We start from the raw sequence: 19,151 nt of genomic DNA on the forward strand, positions 1-19,151 counted from the left end.
TCTATCTTAATTTTTGAATAGTATTCTCGCATTTCTGGTAAATTTTCTGAAAAAACTGATGTCGTTGCCTTTCTGAAATACCACTCACAAGCATAGATTTGCCAAGAGTGGTATTTAAGTCATTTTCAGTTTCTTCACAAAAATGAGTATTTTGGGTAATTAAAACGTTTAAGTTTTGATGCCTTAGGTACACTTTTCTCACTCCTTGAATATTACTTAAAATACAATTATTATCTAGTGTTACTTCACTTTGGTACAACTCAAAATCAGATTGTTGGTCTGAGGCTTGTTTTTGAATAATTTGCACAGTTTCCTGTAATTGACTTATAATCAGTTGAGCATCCTTTGAGCTAGCAAACAAGCCTAAATCGTAATAATATTCTATTTGCCTCAATGTACTATCTATGGTATAATCTGTCCAAATTTCAGAAGTTTTTATAACCTGATATGCATGATAAATTTGTTTGCATAGATTTATCAATTCTTTAGGAATTATATCATACTCAAACTTTGAAGGCATTTCTACATGATTGGTGTATCGTATCCAACTATATAATTTAAAGGCTGTTAGTTCTGAATGTGTAAAATTATAAAAAATAGGTAAATCAGTTGCTGAGTAAATCAAATAGCCTTTTTTCTCTTTTAAAAGTTGTAAATCTGTCAAAATCATGTTTAAATATGCTACCAGTTGATTCTCTGTACCAATAGGATCATATTCAAAAACTACTTGAATTTGACTTTTTTGATTAAGGAATGTATCAAAAGAAATTTTGTATTTTTCAGCTATTTTGAAAGCCTCTTCCAAACTCAAAGCTGTTTCGCCTCTGATACGTCTATAAACACTATCATTACTCAGGTTCAATAATTCTGAAAGCTCATCCACCAACGAAATATGACTGGGTAATAAATCTTTTATTTTTTGTAGGAAGTCAACTTGTATATTTTCCATGTCTTTATTTTCTCAAGAATTTGCAAATTAGTAAAATTTAGAAATGTTTTTGTAAGGAGCATGAAAAATGGTATATTTGAGTTTATTTGCTTTTCTTCAATATGTTTACAGTTTACACTTCTTCGGCTGGTTCGGGAAAAACATACACACTTACCAAAGAATATTTAAAACTTGCTTTAGGCATAGATACTAGTGAAAACAGATTCAATCCTACTTATTTTAGGAAGATTCTTGCTATTACTTTTACGAAAGATGCAGCTCAAGAAATGAAAGCTCGTGTACTTTCAAAACTGCTTTCTTTTATCAATAACCAAGATATTGATTTACAAAATCAAATTGCTCAAGATTTGAATATTACTCTTGATGAGCTACAAAACAGAGCAAAATCTACATTTGAGCAAATTATTTATCATTATTCAGATTTTTCTATTAGTACTATTGATAGTTTTACCAACCGATTGGTTTCTGCTTTTACTCAAGAACTCAACGTTCCCATGAACTATGAGTTGGATATGGATACTGATACACTTACAGCCAATGCAGCTGATGGATTGATTGCTCAAATAGGCATGGAAGGGAAGGAACAAGTAACTAATTTTTTACTCAAATTTGTAATTGATGAAATTGATAATGGAACATATTGGCGAGATATTCATAGAAAATTAGCAGACTTTACAAAAGACCTTTACAAAGAAGAAAGCCGACCCATTGCCAAAAAACTAGGACAAACACAATTACCTCAATATGAAAAATGTATAGATGAATTAAAAAAATTTATTGATGATTTGGAAGCTTTTTTGGTTGGAAAAGCTGAGCTATTCAAACAAGTTCTACAAAGAAAAGGCTTAGATTTTAAAGACTTTTACCAAGGTGATAGAGGATTGGGAGGGTTCATCCATAAGATTGTTGATAAAAAAATGGATGAAAAAATACCTAATAGCTACGTTCTGGAAATTTTGGAAGAAGGGAAATGGTATTCCAACGCAAAAAAAAATCCTAAAAGTAGTATTTTAGATGATGCTATTCCCGAGTTAGAACCTTTATTATCAGATATTTGCTCTTATTGGCTTAATAGCAAGGAAACTTATTTTCTTATCAAAGAAACACTCAACGATTTTTACAAAGTAGCTCTTACAGGCGAGATTCATCAGGCTGTTGAGGAATTTAAAATCCAAAACAACATTGTTTACATTAGTGAAACTAACGAAAAAATCGCCAAAATAGTTCAGAATGAACCTGTTCCATTTATTTATGAAAGACTTGGGGAGCGTTATAATCATTTGCTTATAGATGAGTTTCAAGATACTTCAGTGCTTCAATGGCATAATTTATTGCCTTTAGCAGAAAATAATTTGGCAGAGGGCAACATGAATTTGATTGTGGGTGATGCCAAACAAGCTATTTATCGTTGGAGAGGTGGAGAAATGGAGCAAATTGTTCATTTAGCTTATGCCAATGATGCTTTACAAGGAGATACAAGCATTGCTAAACTTCAAAAAATAGCTTCAGTACACTTTCAAGACCATACAGAAGCAGCCGACTTGCTTGCAGACCGTTACCAAACTATTCAAAATAATGTAGTAAGAAAGAATTTGGCAACCAATTTCAGAAGTAACAGCGAAATAGTAGAGTTTAACAATGCTTTTTTCAGACTAATTACAGACCAAATTGCAGGTGATTTACCTTTTGTGAAGCAAGTTTATGATGAACAATTTGTTCAACAACTACCCAACAATACTCAAAAAAATGGTGCTGTTGAGATTATTTTAAAATCTAAAGAAAAAAATGGCAAAAACTATGAAGAACAAACCAAAGATGAAGTTCTTAGGATTATAGAAGATGCTCAAAACAAAGGTTTTGCATTAAAAGATATAGCTATTTTATTTCGTAAAAAAAGTAAAGCTATCCAGATTGCTACATTACTCAAAGAAAAAGGATTTAGCATTATTTCAGTAGATTCTTTGGTTATTTCGGCGGATGAAAAAGTGAATTTTTTAGTTTCTATGCTCAAAGTCATTGCTAATCCAGAAAACAACTTGGCAAAGTCAGAGGCATTGTATCTGTTTTATAAAACAATTTTAAAACTCATACCTACTCAAGAACAAAACGAAGCTATCAGGAAGGCTGTTTATAGCAAAAATGCCTCTTTAAATAACTTTTTAGAGCTTTTTTCAGATAAAGGCTATTTTATTGATTACAATTATTTGCAATCTTTGAGTTTGTATGAAATGACTGAAGAATTGCTCCGAATTTTTAGAATTCTACAAGAACATCCTACTCGTTTGGAGTTTATTTTCAAATTTCTGGATTGGGTTATTGAGTTTGAAAGGCAGAAAAAACATCATTTAGATGATTTTATTACTGAATGGCACAAAAAGAAACATAGTGTAGCTGTAGATATTCCTGCTGATAGTGATGCTATTACTATTACCACTATCCATAAATCGAAAGGTTTAGAATATCCCGTTGTTATTTTGCCTTTTGCAGATTGGGGTACAAAAGCCGATTACCGAAATTCTATTTGGGTGGATTCTGATGATTTTGATTTGCCCATTCACAATCAACAAAAACCCTCTCATTTGCTTGTACGCATGAAAAGCTCAAAGGTGAAAACTATAGCAAATCATCAGCAAGAAGAAAATTACAAACATATTTTAGAAAACCTAAACTTATTGTATGTGGCTCTTACACGCCCTGTCAATATGTTGTATATCATAGGCAAATCTCCTTTTAAGCATGCAAGTTACGACAATAGTGTAAGTCGTTGGCTTAATTTATTTCTTGAAAATTTAGCAGTTGCTGAAGAGAATTATGCATCTCACTTACTTTTTCAAGAAGATGGACATATTTATCGTTTTGGAAATTTTGATAATAACTTACGCAAAGCACACCACAAAGAAACAAAAGAAGCCTTCTTTTTAAGCGATTTAAAAACTATTAAACTTAAAAAGAAACTCAAATAATTTATACAATGTTGTGTATGAATAATTAAGAGAGCAGTATTTATCATTTTACATCTACCATTGTGCCAGCTAAAACTTCAAAAGTTCTTCTTGTTTTATTTGTTACCATTTTCATTGATTTATTAGGTTTCGGGATTATTATTCCTATTTTGCCCACTTATGCCAAAGACTTACATGCAACTGATTTTGAAATAGGAGTCATGGTGGCATGTTATGCTCTTATGAATTTCGTTTTTGCTCCATTTTGGGGTTCGTTGAGTGATAGAATTGGCAGAAAACCTGTCATTTTAATTAGTGTTGCTATTACAGGACTGGCTTATGTAGTTTTTGCTTATGCAGATATTTTATTCCTTTTATTTGCCTCAAGAACTTTGGCTGGTATTGGTTCTGCCAATATTTCTGCTGCTCAAGCATATATTGCAGATGTGAGTTTGCCACAAAATAGGGCTAAAAATTTTGGTATTATTGGTGCTGCTTTCGGTTTAGGACTTATTTTAGGTCCTCCTATAGGTGGTTATGTCAAAGAAAATTATGGAGTCAGTTATATAGGTTGGACAATAGCTCTGCTATGCCTTTTCAATTTTATTTTAGCATTTTTTCTACTTTCTGAAAGCCTTAAAGAGAAAAACAAACAAAGTAAAATACAATTAAATCCTATAAAAGATTTACAAACTGCATTAAGGAGAGATACTATTAAAGAGATTTTATGGCTTTCTTTTGGTTTTGTAGTAGCTTTTATGATGATGCAAATCCCTCTTGCTTTGTTATGGAAAGAACAGGCAGGATTTAGTGATGAACAAAATGGTTATGCTTTTTCTTTTATGGGTGTTGTTACTGCCTTATCACAAGGACTTTTTCTGGGCAAACTCAATAAAAAATTTGGAGAATACAAACTTATCTTGTATGGTTGCATTATGCTCGCTATTGCAGGTATTATTTTACCTCTTTTTGCTTCAAAATCTCTTTTTATTCCTTTTGAATTATTAGGTATTGTATTATTAGGACTTTCAAGTGCTTTTTTCAATCCTGCTCTTAGTGCCATGATTTCTAAATCTGTTTCTATGCAGGAACAGGGCAAAATATTAGGAATCAATCAATCTTTTGGTTCATTGGCTCGAGCAGCAGGCCCTGCTTTAGGAGGTTTTTTTTATGGAATAGACTATCATATGCCTTATTGGGCTGCAGCCTTACTGATGGTGGGTGTTATTTACTGGGCTACACAAATCCCCAAGATTTTACATGCTTACAAAAGCATTATTAACAAAGATTAAAACCCTATCTATTAATTATTTAAAAGGCAATATTCTTTTTTTTTATTCTTTTTTTCAGAAAAATTTATGGAAATCTAAGAGTGTTTTCATCTTTATTACAAAGAACAAGAAATCACTCTTAAATATAAGTTTTATGAAAAAGCATGTTTTAATATGGTTAGTTGCAATTTTGAGCATAGCCATCGTTTCGTGGAAAAAACCTGATGCGACAACTGTAACAGGAACTGTAACTGACCAAAATGGCTTACCATTAGCCAATGTCTTGGTTAGTTCTCAAAAAAATAGTAAAAAAGCTTCCACAGATATAAAAGGAAATTATAGTATTGAAGCTCAAGTTGGAGATGTCCTGAGCTTTAGTTTAACTGGTTACCAAACAAAACAAGTAAGTGTTGGCAAAACCCTTGTTGTAAATATTCAATTAAAAAATATAAAAGAACCTGTTAAAATAGCAAAAGAACAAGAGATTGAACGTAAGGTAAAAAAAATTGAAAGAAATAAAATGTATATGGGAGCAACCAAAGATGTACATAATCTGCCAAGTATTCAAAGAAATTACTATCCTACTGACCCAATTGAGCATAACACAGAGGAATATGATGCAGTAAGAGAAAGTAGATTTTTAGGCGTTACCCAAAATCCTTTATCCACCTTTTCGATAGATGTAGATAGAGCAAGTTATAGTAATATGCGTCGTTTTATCAATGGTGGGCAACTTCCTCCCAAAGATGTTATCAGAGTAGAAGAATTAATTAACTACTTCAGTTATAATTATGAAGATCCTAAAGATGATAATCCTTTTGCAGTATATACTGAAGTTTCTCAATGTCCTTGGAATAAAGAGCATCAATTAGTTCAGATTGGCTTACAAGGCAAAAATATTCCTACTGACAAATTACCTCCTTCAACTCTTGTATTTTTGATAGATGTTTCAGGTTCAATGAGTTCTGCAAACAAATTGCCTTTGGTAAAATCAGCTATGAGATTACTTGTAAACCAATTGCGTCAGCAAGATAAAGTTGCGATTGTCGTATATGCAGGAGCTGCAGGGTTGGTTTTACCAGCAACCAACAATAAAGAGCAAATTTTACAAGCTCTTGACCGTTTAGAAGCTGGTGGAAGTACAGCAGGTGGTGCAGGCATACAATTGGCTTATAAAGTGGCTGAAGAAAATTTCGCTAAAAATGGTAATAATCGTGTAATCATTGCAACAGATGGTGATTTCAATGTTGGTTCTTCCAGCAATGCCGAAATGGAAAGACTCATTGAAGAAAAACGTAAAACAGGCGTATTTTTAACTGTATTAGGTTTTGGAATGGGTAATTATAAAGATAGCAAAATGGAAATTTTAGCAGATAAAGGAAATGGAAATTATGCTTACATTGATGGAATACAAGAAGCCCAAAAAGTGTTTATTCAAGAATTTGGAGGTACTTTATTTACAATTGCCAAAGATGTGAAAATCCAAGTAGAGTTTAACCCTACCAAAGTAAAAGGCTATAGATTAATTGGTTATGAAAATAGAGCCTTAAAAAATGAAGATTTTAATGATGACAAGAAAGACGCAGGAGAATTAGGTTCTGGACATACTGTTACAGCATTATACGAAATTATCCCTGCTAGTAGCAACGAAGTAGTTGCAGGTATTGATAATCTAAAATATCAGAATACTCAAGTAAATACTAATGCTTACAAATCGAATGAGATTATGAATGTAAAGCTTCGTTACAAACAACCCAGTGGCGATGTAAGTAAATTGATTGAAAAACCTGTTGTAGATAAAAGCACAAGTTTTGAAAAATCTTCACAAAATTTCCGTTGGGCTGCTTGTGTAGCTGCATTTGGAATGGTGATGAGAGACTCTGAATTTAAAGGAAATGCTACTTTAGACCAAGCATTACAAATGGCTGAATCTGCTAAAGGTGATGACAAAGAAGGTTACAGAACAGAATTTATCCGTATGATACGCTCAGCACAATTATTAGGTAAAAAATAAACAACTATAACTATTATATAAATTCTATTTTGAAGAAAGGTTTGTTTAAACACAAGCCTTTCTTTTTATTTGGGTAAATTTCTAAAAAATGAATTTTCAACAATTAGAATATATCGTAGCTATAGACCAATTAAAGAGCTTTAGCAAAGCTGCTGAACATTGTAATGTAACACAAGCTACACTAAGTGCTATGGTAAAAAAGCTGGAAGAAGAGCTAAATGTAATGCTTTTTGATAGAAAAGCTTATCCCATCATTACTACAGATATAGGACTTGAAATTGTTTTACAAGCAAAAAAAGTTTTACATGAAAGTTATGAACTCAAAAATATTGTTCAGGCAGCAAAAAACATTGTGGCTGGTAATATCAAGATAGGAATTATTCCAACTGTAGCCAATTCACTTTTACCCAAAATATTAAAGCCAATCCTCGAAAAATATCCTCAATTACATATTCATATTGTAGAACTTACAACTCAAAATCTAATTAAACAACTTAAAGAAGGCAATATTGATATTGGTATTCTTGCAACACCTCTACAATTAGATGAAATAGAAGAAAATATACTCTATTATGAAACTCTTATGGTATATGGTAGTTTTGAATCTGAAAAAAAGTATCTATTACCTGAAGAACTTAAAGATCATAAAATTTGGATGTTGGAAGAAGGGCATTGTCTAAGAGAACAATTTATTCAACTTTGTTCCTTAAAAGAGAAACATCTAAATCCTTATAATTTTTATTTTGAAGCTAATTCTTTTGAAACTCTTTTAAATTTAGTGGATGAATTTGGTGGGCTTACACTCATTCCAGAGCTATATTATCAGACTTTACAAGCATCTCAAAAACAGAAGGTTTGTCTTTTCAAATCTCCCATTCCTGTTCGAGAAATTAGTTTAGTGCATTTCAGACCTTTTGCTAAACATAGAATCATAGAGGCTCTCACAAATGATATCAAAACTATTGTGAATCAAAATCTTATTTCAAATAGTTATCAAAAAAACGAATTAGTTATTATTCCAAGTTAGAAACTATATAGATAAAATCTATATGTAGTATTTAAAATATCAGTTTTCATTATAAGAGTAAACATCATAGTTTTGTTGTGTTCCAAATTGTTTATTCTTATGAAAAATATCCATTTTATTTTATCTGCAATGCTTCTTAGTCAAGTAGCATTTAGCCAGAAAAATCTCACTACCAATACGGGTTCTCCTGTTGGAGATAATCAAAATTCATTAACTATTGGTAATGAAGGTCCTGTTTTACTACAAGATGTTCATTTACTTGAAAAACTTGCAGCCTTTGATAGAGAACGCATTCCTGAAAGAGTAGTACATGCTCGTGGAGCAGGAGCTTATGGAGAGTTCATCAGTGCTGATGACTTTTCTACATCTACCAAAGCAAAATTTTTATCACAAAAAGGAAAAAAAACACCTGTTTTTGTTCGTTTTTCAACGGTCATTCATGGAGTAGGTTCACCTGAAACACTTCGAGACCCAAGAGGTTTTGCTACTAAGTTTTACACAGAAGAAGGAAATTATGACATCGTTGGTAATAATTTACCTGTATTTTTTATTAGAGACGCCATGAAATTCCCTGATATGGTACACTCTTTAAAGCCTTCTCCTATCACCAATAAACAAGATGCGAATCGCTTTTTTGATTTCTTTTCACATATTCCAGAATCTACTCATATGCTTACCAGAGTTTTCTCTGATTTTGGAATACCTGCAAGTTATAGAGAAATGAATGGTTCAAGTGTTCATGCATTCAAATGGGTAAACAGTAATAATGAGGTTGTTTATGTAAAATATACTTGGAAAACGAAACAGGGTGAAAGAAATCTAACTGCAGATGAAGCATCAGCTTTACAAGCTAAAGATTTTCAGCATGCTACTACTGATTTGTATGAAAACATCCAGAAAGGTAATTACCCACAATGGGATTTGTATGTGCAAATGATAAAAGCAAGCGAATTTGATAAATTTGATTTTTATCCTTTGGATGCCACCAAACATTGGGATGAAAAATTGATTAAGCCTGTTTTAGTGGGTACTATGATTTTAAATAAAATTCCTGATAACTTTTTTGAGCATGTAGAGCAGTCTGCTTTCTCTCCAGGAACACTTATTCCAGGTGTAGAGGCATCAGAAGATAAACTCTTACAAGGTAGACTTTTCTCTTATTTTGATACACAACGTTATCGAGTAGGTAGTAATTTTCAACAACTTCCAGTAAATGCTCCTTTGGTTCAAGTAAATTCTAATAATCAGGATGGTGCTTTTAGCAATAAAAAAACAAAAAGTAATGTCAATTATCAACCCTCTCGAAGTGAAGACAAACCTGAAGCTTCTCAAAATAAATTTACAAATGCTCGTTATGGAGATGTTACGCTCAACCAAATGAAAATTTCTAAACCAAATAACTTCAAACAAGCAGGTGATTTTTACAAGCAACTAGATGAGAAAGGTAAAACAAGTCTTATCAAAAATTTGTCTGGAGAGTTGAAACAAGTGAAAAATAAAGAAATTGTAAAAATAATGATTGGCTATTTCTATATGGCTGATAATGATTACGGCAAGCGTTTAGCTAAAGAGCTTAATCTAACAAGAGAAGAAGTAGAAGGAGCTATCAAAACAGTTTCTACTAAATAATCTTTTTTAACTCTGCCTAAATAGGCAGAGTTTTTTTCAATCATTAAATTCATATTTTATGAAAATCGTATTTTTAATCTTGTTTTTAGGCTTATCCAATCTTGTTTTTGGACAAGATATATTCCAAGCTGCTCGAGAGAATAATTTGACTGTTCTCAAAACATATAAAGAAAAAGGTGGTGATTTGAATGTGAAAAATTCACGAGGTTATACTTTACTAATCTTAGCCGTTTATAACAACCAACCCGAAACAGTAAAATGGCTAATTGAAAACAAAATTTCTATTGATAGTCAAGATGATACAGGCAATACAGCCTTAATGGGAGCTTGCTTTAAAGGAAAAACGGAGTTGGTAAAATTCCTTTTAGAAAAAGGTGCTAATCCTAATATTCTTAATAAGAATCAGGCAAATGCATTGTTTTTTGCTGCTACTTTTGGCCATGAGGAAATTGTAAAACTTCTTTTAGTACATAAAACTAATAAATTACAAAAAGACCAATTTGGTAAAATTCCTTTAGATTATGCTACTAATCAAGGACATGAGTCTATTATAAAACTCCTTCAATAATTTGCTCCTTCACCAGCTTTATTTCATTTTTTAAGTCTATATAACCTTGCATTTTTTCTAAATCCTTTAAAAGTTGCTCAAGAAATTTTTGATGGCTTGAAGATGCAGGGTTATATGGCTTATGGTTCAGTTTTTTTTGGATGTTATTCCATTGACTTACAACAGATAAAGTTGAGTCATTCATAAATGATTCCATAAATTTTTCCCAAATATAGTTTTCTGCTTGTGGAGTTACATGTAACATATCTTCTGCGTAAAAACGATAATCTCTCAAATCATCATTTACGATTTCATAAGCAGGGAAGTAAATGATATTTTTATACTTCTCTTGGAGGTAATGGCAAGCCAATCTTAAAACAGATTTACTGACTGCATTCAATGGTAAAGTATCTTTGATATGCCTTACAGGGCTAACAGTAAGGATAATTTTCTTGCGTTCTAGAAATGGAGCAATAAGGCTATAATCTTTACATATTTCATCAACAGAAAGTAATATTTTTTCAAATTGATTTTGATGTACTTTATGGCAATTTGCAACATATTGGTTGCTAGCAAGATGTCGGTATACCCAAGCTGTTCCCAAAGTAATGATTATCACTTCTGCATTATTAAAAAGTTTTTGAGAAGTATTTATCCGTGTTTCAATAGTTTTTTTTAAACCTTCTAATCCTAAATTTTTTACATCAGAATGAAAGTCGTAATGAAACCATATTTTATCAGGGTTTTCAACAAAACCTTCTTCCCAAAATTTTTCTTGATTAAAGATTAGTTTAAATATTTTAAAAATAGCCAATGGGCTAAAGATTGTTCCAAATGGATTATATAAAACTTCAAATTTACAATTTTCTAATTTTGAGCCCATTGCCTCTGCAAAACACGATCCAATGCTAAAAATGGGTTTTTGATGTGTTATCAAGTTATATCTTTCTGATATTTTAAGTTTTGTTCTAAACATCAACGAAATATTTTAGGGATTTCTTTTAAATAAAAGTCCTCAGCTATATCAGCATACGAAAATCGAACAGATGAGTTTTTTCCGCTAGGAAAAGCCTTTTCTTTGCTCCAATTTAATATTTTCGTTTCTGAAGCTAAAAATCCATAATTATAGGCACTCGCCAAAAATCTAACTTGTGATGCATTATTTTCCTTGTGTATATCAGGATATTTTGAGTGCATTATCTTCCAATAATCTTTTAAATAGAGGATTTGCCCTTCTACATCCATCATTTTTAACAGTCGTTTTTCTCTATTTTCAGGTGTATCCATTACACTCTTACCTAAAATATTTTCTAATGTTTCTATAAAAGAAGGTTTCATTTGGAAATACCCAATAGAGAAATCAGCATATTTTTTTCCAAATCGGATATACAAAGACTTTAAAAGTTGTAATTCTGCTTCGTTGGAGAGTGTATTGTATCGAAGTATTTCAGGAAAAATGATAGCAATTGCTTTAGGGGAATTTTCTTTTCCTAAATACTTAACAAATAGATTTTTATAGGTTTTTACAAAAGAAAGAGCCGTTTTGTATTTTTCTCCAAAGTATTGTTGAGGTGTTTGAGCAAGTGAAGAACAGCTTATGAAAAGCAGAAAGAATATTTTTTTGGCACAAGCTATCATTGATAAAAATAAGAGATATTTAGCAGAAAGGGAAAGCCTTTCTGCTAAATATTTTTGTGTTAGAAATCGTCTGCATAATAATCATCATCTTCACCATCATCCCAATCATCATCTTCTTCTTCGACAAATTCATCTTCATCAAAATCTTCTATGTTTTCTTCATCAAAGAGTTCTTCCAAGTCCTCGTCGTCATAATCATCTTCCCAGTCATCTTCGAACTCATCTTCATCTTCCAAGTCGTCGTCATCATCAAAATCGTCTGCATCATTATCATCATCTTCATCAAAAGCCAATGAAATCTGCTGGTTTGGCTCATAAGACCAAAACAATAAAAAAGGGTTTCTATTAGGGTAATACATATATTTCATTCATTTAACTTTTCAAATATATAAAAAAATGAAAAACAAAGGTAGCCATGAGATTTTTTTTTAGCTTTAATATTTCAGATTTGCTAATTTTCTTTCATCTTTAATAAAGATTTTACCTTCGTTAATCTCTATATAACCTTCTTGTTTAAAATCACTTAACGTTCTAATTAACGATTCTGTAGCTGTTCCTACAATAGAAGCAAGATTGTCTCTCGATATTTGAATACCTGCATCAGTATTGGAAGATTGCTCTTGTTTATATTTGTGATACAAAGCTACTAATGCATCTGCAATTCTCTTACGTAACGAATTATAAGCCATTCCAACCAAAAATTTTTCTTTTTCTGAAACTGATCCTGCCAGCATTTTGATAAATTTTTGAGCAACGCTCTGTTTCTTATGTAAAACTGTTAAAAAATCATTTTTAGGAACAGTTATAATTTCACACTCTTCAAGTGTTTCGGCAGAATCTGTGTAACTACTTTCCTCTAAGATAGGTATATATGCAAAAAAATCTCCTTCACAAAAAATACCTGTAATGAATTCTTTCCCATCTGCATTGCTCTGATAGGTTTTTACTTTGCCTTTTTTTATAAAAAAAAGCTTATTTGCCTCATTTCCTTCTGAATAAATAATTTGTTTTTTCTTATAATGAAAAACTTTTCTATCTATTGTTAGGTTTTGCAAATCAGTATCAGCTTTGGCTTCATTCCAAAAACTTTCAAAGTCTTCTGTAGAAACTATACTCTTTTTAAGATTTTCGCTTCTTCTCAAACGACTTTCTACTGCACTTAAAAGCTCCGCTTCAGAAAATGGTTTTGTCAAGTAATCATCTGCTCCCATTTCCATACCTTTCCTGATATCTGTTCTTTCCGTTTTTGCAGTAAGAAATATAAATGGCGTTACAGAAAGCTCTGGATTATGCATAAAAATCTGTAAAACTCCATAACCATCCATTACTGGCATCATGATATCACAAATAACAAGATCTGGCTTTACTTCCAATGCTTTTTCAACACCTACTTTACCATTATTAGCTGTATATACCTTGTAACTTGCCAATTCTAACATTTCACTAGTATTATCTCTTATTTCATCATTATCTTCAATCAACAATATAGATTTAGCCATAAATATAGGTATTAGGATGAACAGAACACGAACCTATAACAAAATTACTAAATTTTAAATATCAATCAAAAAGTTAAGAGAAACGTAATGTAAAAGTACACCCTTCTGAAAGAACAGAGTGAACTGAAATTGTGCCTCCTTGTACTCTCATCATTTGTCTGGAAAGACTTAAACCAATGCCCGAACCTGTTTTTTTAGTAGTAAAAAATGGAATAAATATACTTTTTTTGGCATCATTACTGATTCCAACACCATTATCTTGTACTCTGATAATCACCTTTCCCAAATGATCCGTATGAGCATCCATTATAATACATTTTTCCTCTTTAGATGTTACTGCTTGTATTGCATTTTTAAGTAAATTGATAAGTATCTGCTCTAACATCATTAAATCTGCATACAAGTATAAACCTTCTGGATTGACTCTATATACAAAATAGATATTTTGTTCTTGTACTTCTTTTGAGATCAACGTTTGTAATCTTTCAAAAACTTCTTTTAAAACAATATTTTGAGGTTTTGGAGTTGGAAGCTTTGTAAAGGCTCTAAACTCCTGAACAAAATGAATTAAGTTTTTAGAACGCTTTTCTATTACTTCTATTGCTTGTCTACTATCATCTATATCATCTGGTGACTCATTTAGATTTTCTGAAATTGTTGAGGCTAAAGACACAATGGGTGTTACAGAATTGATGATTTCGTGGGTAAGAATGCGTGTAAGGTTTTGCCATGCATCCATTTCCTTTTCTTCAAGTTCTGCTTGGAAATCTTGCAGAGCTACTATTGTATAATTTTTTCCTGAAATTTGTATTCTTGAAACTGTAACTACCAATTCTAATACTTCTTCTTCCACCAAAAGCCTAATAAGTTGTTTGGTTACCTCTTCTCGTTTTATAATTGTCACAAGGCTCGCATAACATTCTGGCAAATCATCCAACTTCTTGAATGCATTACATCTAAGTATAGAAAGTAGTTTTGTATTATAAAAATCTATCTTGGATTCTGGGCAAATCGAAAAAATCCCTACAGGTATATGTTGTACTACAGATTGCAGATATAAATATTGGGCTTCTTTTTCTAATCTTATTTTTTGAAATTTATGAAAAACATCTTGTAAAGATTTTTGCAAGTGGAGAGGCAACGTATTCTGAAAAGTAAAGTTTTGACTAAAATCATCCATTTCTATACTTGTGAATAATTCATAGAAATTTTGAATGGTTTTATGAATAAGTGAAAGGACTGTCCCTATACAAGCTAGTAGTCCAAATATAATTAAAAAAGTAGTAATTATATAGTCTTTTTGCCAAGTAATATAGGCTGAAATAGCTAGTCCAGCTATTAGAAATAAAAATGATGATATTTTTAGTACAAAACGATAAGCCATTTACCCAAGTCTGATTATTTCTTCACAAAAATCATATTCTTCTACCTGATTTGAAGCAACAATAATAAGTTTTTTAGACAGTTGTTTACTAATTTCTTGCTTATACCAATTGATATTTTCTTCATCTAAATTACTGGTAGGTTCATCTAAAAATAAAACAGGGGTTTCAGAATACATTGCTAAGCCTAATTTTACTCTTTGTTTCATTCCAGAAGAAAAATTCTTGATATATTTATGTGTTGCTTTTTCTAATCTTAAAGCTTTTATAAACATTTCTGTATTTTTTTCCAGATTCTGAAATTGTTGATGAAATTGAACTATCTCTATTAATGTCATTTCTTCTATAAGTTCTAAATAAGGACTTACCCAAGCTATATAACGATAAAAGTTTTCGGAATCTATATTTTTGTCATTTTTTTGATAAATAATTTTCCCTTCACTAACAGGTATAATGCCCGAAAGTAGTTGTAGAAGTGTGGATTTACCACTTCCGTTATTTCCTACGATTGCATAAGATTTACCAAATTGGAATTTGAATGAGAAATTGCGAAAAATCCATTCATAATGAAATTTTTTTCCTAAATTTTCAGCACAAATCTGAAACATAAAGATTTATTTTTTCCTAAAAATAAGGGAAAGCTGTCAAAACACAAATAATCAGGAAAGTTATGTTTGTAAAATGGTCTATTAGGGTTGCTGTAATTCTTATATTTTTAGTTGCAATAGTTCTTCTTTGGGATTTTGCGAAAAAGAAAATTTTTGGATCAGAACCTCCACAACCCATTATTACACATAATATTACTATAGACCAAATTGAAGCTATGGGCAAATTGGAGTTAGTAAAATATAAATTCAGAGATGTTCTTGAATATAAAGTAGGGAACTCTTCTTGGTATGGTACAGGAAGTAAAATTTTAGTGATTATTAGTGGTGAAGCCGTAGGTTGTATAGATTTGACAAAAATCAAGAAAGAAGATATATTTGAAGACAGCACAAAACTTTATATCAAGCTTCCTCCTCCTGAATTATGTTATTCTAAAGTCAATCATCAAGAATCAAAAACTTATGATATTGAATCAGGTCTTTTCGGAAAATTTAATGATAAAAGCTCTCAAGCTTTAGAAAATGCTTATAAAGAAGCTGAAAAAAAAATAAAAGAATTAGCTTTAGAAGCCAATATTTTAGACCAAACAAAAAAAAATGCAGAATTAATCTTAAAACCTACATTGGAACAAATAGCTAAGAAAAAAGTAGTTTTTAAATATGATTTGGAAAGTATTAAAATTGAAAAAGAGATTAAAACTTTGAAATAGAGTTATTTTTATTATTTATTAGATTTGATTTTTCAAAGTTTTTTTATTAAAATTCCAAAAAAATTAAATTTTAATTTAATTTTGCGAACAAATTTTTATTAATTTTAGATAAAAAATTGTTAACAATGTACTTTTAACATACACGATTATGAGAAAATCATTCTTCTACCTTTTTTGCATCACTTTCATGACTATTTTTTATGCTTGTAACTCAACAAGCGAACAAAAGGGGAGTGGAAAAAGCAATCAAGAATTTAATAACGAACTTCAACAAGAACATCTTGACCTAACTAAAGAACATTCAAGTTGGGAAGAAGAGCGTAGAGCTTTTCAATCTCATTTTGACACTTTAAAAATTATTTATGATGTTGCTAAAGCTCAACACGATTTGGGTTATGATGAAGTTGTTGAGAAACTTAATAAATTAATGGTTGACCATAGTACATTGATTAGTGACCACGTAAAAATGATTGATGAGCATACTTCTACATTAGAAAAACATCAAAAAAGCGAAATTACTGACAAACAAGCTGATGACAAACACAGAGAATTTTACTCTAGACACAAAGATATAAGAGATAAACACGATAAAGTTACAGATGAGTACAAACTTTTAATTAAAAAACAGGAAGAATTCATCACAAAAGCAGGTGGTAAATTCCCTACATTAAAGACTGGAGAGTCTGTTAAAACAGAGGATTCAAAACCTAAGACAGACAGCACAAAGAAAGACTCAACTAAAAAATAATTTGATAAAAAGCTCCTTAAAAGGAGCTTTTTTGTTTACATATCTTAAATAATTTAATTTACTTAGATCTTACAGTTAATACAGCCTATGACTAAATTATTTACATAAACATGATACAAGTAATTATCTTAACAATCACTTTTATTTTTTCTTTAACCAATATCTTTGGACAAACAGAAAAAGCAAAACTTAAAATCTCCCATTTAACAGGCGACTTTTATATTTATACAACCTACAACACATACGAAGATAGCCAAGTACCTGCGAATGGAATGTATCTTGTAACCAATGATGGTGTTGTAATGATTGATACTCCTTGGGACACAACACAATTTCAACCTTTGCTCGACAGTATAAAATTAAAGCACAACAAAAATGTGGTTATGTGTTTTGCAACACATTGGCATAGTGATAAAACTGCTGGACTTGAATATTACAAACAACTTGGAATTAAAACCTATACAACTGTACTTACAGATGAATTAAGTAAAAAAAATGATAAGAAAAGGGCTGAATTTTTAATGACTAAGGATACTACCTTTAAAGTTGGGCAGTATTCTTTTGAAATCTATTACCCTGGGCAAGGGCATACCACAGACAATATTATAATTTGGTTTAAAAAAGAAAAAATCCTCTATGGTGGATGCTTAATCAAAGGTGTTGATGCAGAAAATCTAGGTTATTTAGGCGATGCAAACGTAAATGAATATGAATCTACTTTAAAAAAAGTTCAGAAAAAATGCCGAAACCCAAAGTTTATCATCATAGCACATAGTGATTGGAAAAATATAAACTCTTTGAAGCATTCTATCATGATGGCTAAAAAGCTTAAAAATAAAGATTCTCGCTAACCATATACTGAAACTCATGCAATAGTTCCATGATGTATGCTGATTTAAAAACTTTTCTATTGAAATATGCTGATTTTTCTGATAATGAATTAGAAGATATAGCAAGTAGGTTTAAAGTTAAAACCATGAAGAAAGATGAATTTTTATTAACTCAAGGAGGAGTTTGTAAAGATTTATGTTTTGTTCAGAATGGTTGTTTGCGTTTATACTATCTAAAAGATGATATTGAGGTATCTGTATGGTTCTCATTTGAACACTCATCAGCCATAGAAGTTTATAGTTTCATTAGTGAAGCACCTTCAAATTATTTTATTCAAGCCATAGAAGACAGCCAAATTTTTTCTTTATCCAAAAAAGAACTCCATAAACTTCAAATTTCACAACCAAAAATTCAGGTAATGATGAAAAATTTTTGGGAAGATGTTGTACTCAATTTGATAAGTAGATTTACAGCACTTCAAACAGATTCAGCAGAAAAACGATATCTAGATTTATTGGCTAAACCCTCCTATATGAACTCCATCCCATTGAGATACCTTGCCTCATTCATTGGAGTGACACCTACATCGCTGAGCAGAATTAGGAGGCAGATTAAAAAATATTAATTGTCCTATGGCAATTTTTATATCACTCTAATTTTAGAAGTTTGTACAATAAAAACAAATCGTTTATGTATCAACTTCCATATTTTAAAGAAACCGACAAAAATGTATTGTTTCAATTCCTAAATGACTATCCTTTCGCTTTTTTAACAGGTAGTTATCAGACAGGAGAGCAGGTAGCAACACAAATACCCATTCTTTTTGAAGAACGAGAAGGTAATTTGTACCTACAAGGACACATCATGCGAAATACAGACCACCACAAAGCCTTCGTAGAAAACCCACAAGCCTTAGTTGTATTTACAGGTCCAAGTACGTATGTGAGTGCTTCTTGGTATTCAAATCCACAGATTGGTTCAACCTGGAATTATATGAGTGTTCATGCGAAAGGGAAAATCAATTTCATTTCTGATGAAGAATTAATTAGCCTGATGAAAAAATTCACCTTAAAATTTGAGAATAACAATACCTCTTCTCCAACAATATATGATAACCTTCCAGAAACTTTTTTGAAGAAAATGCTTCCTGCCATCGTAGGTTTTGAAATAAAGGTTGATAAAATGGAAAATGTTTTTAAGCTTAGTCAAAACAGAGATGAACAAAGTTATCGAAATATCATTGCTCATTTAGAAAAACAGGGCGGAAACGGTTTACTCATTGCAAATGAAATGAAAAACAGGCTGGAAATGTTATTTCCAGAAGGAGTAGAGTGGGATGGTAGTAAATTTATGTCTTAA

Annotated in this window: 17 protein-coding genes and 1 pseudogene; 11 read left to right on the top strand and 7 right to left on the bottom strand. The window is 31.1% G+C overall.

All coding sequences use genetic code 11. The features are described 5' to 3' along the window. Position 1: 1 nt before the first annotated feature. Complete coding sequence (locus tag AD998_00715) at positions 2 to 949, bottom strand: hypothetical protein (GenBank protein ID KOY84863.1); 948 nt, start codon at positions 947 to 949, stop codon at positions 2 to 4. Positions 950 to 1,050: 101 nt separating this feature from the next. Between AD998_00715 and AD998_00720 the strand changes: the two genes are divergently transcribed. The 6 genes from AD998_00720 to AD998_00745 all read left to right on the top strand — a co-directional run bounded on the left by AD998_00720 (position 1,051) and on the right by AD998_00745 (position 10,400). Continuing rightward, the gene (locus AD998_00720) at positions 1,051 to 3,912 is read left to right on the top strand and encodes a hypothetical protein (GenBank protein KOY84864.1); all 2,862 of its coding nucleotides are present in this window, start codon (positions 1,051 to 1,053) and stop codon (positions 3,910 to 3,912) included. Between the two features lie 62 nt (positions 3,913 to 3,974). Continuing rightward, positions 3,975 to 5,183, top strand: a complete 1,209-nt coding sequence (locus AD998_00725; GenBank protein KOY84865.1) for a hypothetical protein — start codon at positions 3,975 to 3,977, stop codon at positions 5,181 to 5,183. A gap of 133 nt (positions 5,184 to 5,316) precedes the next feature. Next, positions 5,317 to 7,176, top strand: a complete 1,860-nt coding sequence (locus tag AD998_00730; GenBank protein KOY84866.1) for a hypothetical protein — start codon at positions 5,317 to 5,319, stop codon at positions 7,174 to 7,176. Positions 7,177 to 7,264: 88 nt separating this feature from the next. After that, positions 7,265 to 8,203: a hypothetical protein gene (locus tag AD998_00735; protein ID KOY84867.1), complete on the top strand. Its 939-nt coding sequence runs from the start codon at positions 7,265 to 7,267 to the stop codon at positions 8,201 to 8,203. Between the two features lie 99 nt (positions 8,204 to 8,302). After that, positions 8,303 to 9,832, top strand: coding sequence for a catalase (locus AD998_00740; protein KOY84868.1), 1,530 nt, complete (start codon positions 8,303 to 8,305; stop codon positions 9,830 to 9,832). 58 nt (positions 9,833 to 9,890) lie between these two features. Next, positions 9,891 to 10,400 (top strand): hypothetical protein, encoded by a 510-nt coding sequence (locus AD998_00745; GenBank protein KOY84869.1) that lies wholly within the window; start codon positions 9,891 to 9,893, stop codon positions 10,398 to 10,400. On the opposite strand, the gene AD998_00750 is transcribed toward AD998_00745, so the two are convergent. From AD998_00750 to AD998_00775, 6 genes and pseudogenes are all read right to left on the bottom strand, one after another. Further along, a complete protein-coding gene (locus tag AD998_00750) occupies positions 10,381 to 11,355 on the bottom strand; it encodes a hypothetical protein (GenBank protein KOY84870.1) in 975 nt (324 codons plus the stop codon). The genes AD998_00745 and AD998_00750 overlap by 20 nt on opposite strands. After that, the gene (locus AD998_00755) at positions 11,355 to 12,017 is read right to left on the bottom strand and encodes a hypothetical protein (protein KOY84871.1); all 663 of its coding nucleotides are present in this window, start codon (positions 12,015 to 12,017) and stop codon (positions 11,355 to 11,357) included. Before AD998_00755 ends, AD998_00750 begins: the two co-directional genes overlap by 1 nt. Positions 12,018 to 12,076: 59 nt before the next feature. After that, positions 12,077 to 12,385, bottom strand: coding sequence for a hypothetical protein (locus tag AD998_00760; GenBank protein ID KOY84872.1), 309 nt, complete (start codon positions 12,383 to 12,385; stop codon positions 12,077 to 12,079). Positions 12,386 to 12,451: 66 nt separating this feature from the next. Beyond that, positions 12,452 to 13,516: a transcriptional regulator gene (locus AD998_00765; protein ID KOY84873.1), complete on the bottom strand. Its 1,065-nt coding sequence runs from the start codon at positions 13,514 to 13,516 to the stop codon at positions 12,452 to 12,454. Between the two features lie 73 nt (positions 13,517 to 13,589). Further along, positions 13,590 to 14,807 (bottom strand): annotated as a pseudogene (locus tag AD998_00770) (hypothetical protein). Between the two features lie 93 nt (positions 14,808 to 14,900). Then, the gene (locus tag AD998_00775; protein ID KOY84874.1) at positions 14,901 to 15,506 is read right to left on the bottom strand and encodes an ABC transporter ATP-binding protein; all 606 of its coding nucleotides are present in this window, start codon (positions 15,504 to 15,506) and stop codon (positions 14,901 to 14,903) included. 62 nt (positions 15,507 to 15,568) lie between these two features. Here AD998_00775 and AD998_00780 point away from each other — a divergent pair, with 62 nt between their 5' ends. From AD998_00780 to AD998_00800, 5 genes are all read left to right on the top strand, one after another. Next, a complete protein-coding gene (locus tag AD998_00780) occupies positions 15,569 to 16,213 on the top strand; it encodes a hypothetical protein (GenBank protein KOY84875.1) in 645 nt (214 codons plus the stop codon). 187 nt (positions 16,214 to 16,400) lie between these two features. Beyond that, positions 16,401 to 16,961, top strand: a complete 561-nt coding sequence (locus AD998_00785; protein ID KOY84876.1) for a hypothetical protein — start codon at positions 16,401 to 16,403, stop codon at positions 16,959 to 16,961. A gap of 110 nt (positions 16,962 to 17,071) precedes the next feature. After that, positions 17,072 to 17,812: a subclass B1 metallo-beta-lactamase gene (locus tag AD998_00790; protein ID KOY84877.1), complete on the top strand. Its 741-nt coding sequence runs from the start codon at positions 17,072 to 17,074 to the stop codon at positions 17,810 to 17,812. A gap of 32 nt (positions 17,813 to 17,844) precedes the next feature. After that, positions 17,845 to 18,417, top strand: a complete 573-nt coding sequence (locus tag AD998_00795; GenBank protein KOY84878.1) for a hypothetical protein — start codon at positions 17,845 to 17,847, stop codon at positions 18,415 to 18,417. A 65-nt stretch (positions 18,418 to 18,482) separates the two neighbouring features. Continuing rightward, on the top strand, positions 18,483 to 19,151 hold the full coding sequence (locus tag AD998_00800; protein ID KOY84879.1) for a hypothetical protein: 669 nt from the start codon (positions 18,483 to 18,485) through the stop codon (positions 19,149 to 19,151).

It is taken from the genome of bacterium 336/3, assembly GCA_001281695.1.
Lineage (GTDB): Bacteria > Bacteroidota > Bacteroidia > Cytophagales > Thermonemataceae > Raineya.

What these genes read in the sequence shown, in the direction of transcription:
- AD998_00715 (KOY84863.1), bottom strand. Translation starts at nt 949, where the DNA reads ATGGAAAATATACAAGTTGACTTCCTACAAAAAATAAAAGATTTATTA.
- AD998_00720 (KOY84864.1), top strand. Translation starts at nt 1,051, where the DNA reads ATGTTTACAGTTTACACTTCTTCGGCTGGTTCGGGAAAAACATACACA.
- AD998_00730 (KOY84866.1), top strand. Translation starts at nt 5,317, where the DNA reads ATGAAAAAGCATGTTTTAATATGGTTAGTTGCAATTTTGAGCATAGCC.
- AD998_00735 (KOY84867.1), top strand. Translation starts at nt 7,265, where the DNA reads ATGAATTTTCAACAATTAGAATATATCGTAGCTATAGACCAATTAAAG.
- AD998_00740 (KOY84868.1), top strand. Translation starts at nt 8,303, where the DNA reads ATGAAAAATATCCATTTTATTTTATCTGCAATGCTTCTTAGTCAAGTA.
- AD998_00745 (KOY84869.1), top strand. Translation starts at nt 9,891, where the DNA reads ATGAAAATCGTATTTTTAATCTTGTTTTTAGGCTTATCCAATCTTGTT.
- AD998_00750 (KOY84870.1), bottom strand. Translation starts at nt 11,355, where the DNA reads ATGTTTAGAACAAAACTTAAAATATCAGAAAGATATAACTTGATAACA.
- AD998_00755 (KOY84871.1), bottom strand. Translation starts at nt 12,017, where the DNA reads ATGATAGCTTGTGCCAAAAAAATATTCTTTCTGCTTTTCATAAGCTGT.
- AD998_00760 (KOY84872.1), bottom strand. Translation starts at nt 12,385, where the DNA reads ATGAAATATATGTATTACCCTAATAGAAACCCTTTTTTATTGTTTTGG.
- AD998_00765 (KOY84873.1), bottom strand. Translation starts at nt 13,516, where the DNA reads ATGGCTAAATCTATATTGTTGATTGAAGATAATGATGAAATAAGAGAT.
- AD998_00775 (KOY84874.1), bottom strand. Translation starts at nt 15,506, where the DNA reads ATGTTTCAGATTTGTGCTGAAAATTTAGGAAAAAAATTTCATTATGAA.
- AD998_00780 (KOY84875.1), top strand. Translation starts at nt 15,569, where the DNA reads ATGTTTGTAAAATGGTCTATTAGGGTTGCTGTAATTCTTATATTTTTA.
- AD998_00785 (KOY84876.1), top strand. Translation starts at nt 16,401, where the DNA reads ATGACTATTTTTTATGCTTGTAACTCAACAAGCGAACAAAAGGGGAGT.
- AD998_00790 (KOY84877.1), top strand. Translation starts at nt 17,072, where the DNA reads ATGATACAAGTAATTATCTTAACAATCACTTTTATTTTTTCTTTAACC.
- AD998_00795 (KOY84878.1), top strand. Translation starts at nt 17,845, where the DNA reads ATGTATGCTGATTTAAAAACTTTTCTATTGAAATATGCTGATTTTTCT.
- AD998_00800 (KOY84879.1), top strand. Translation starts at nt 18,483, where the DNA reads ATGTATCAACTTCCATATTTTAAAGAAACCGACAAAAATGTATTGTTT.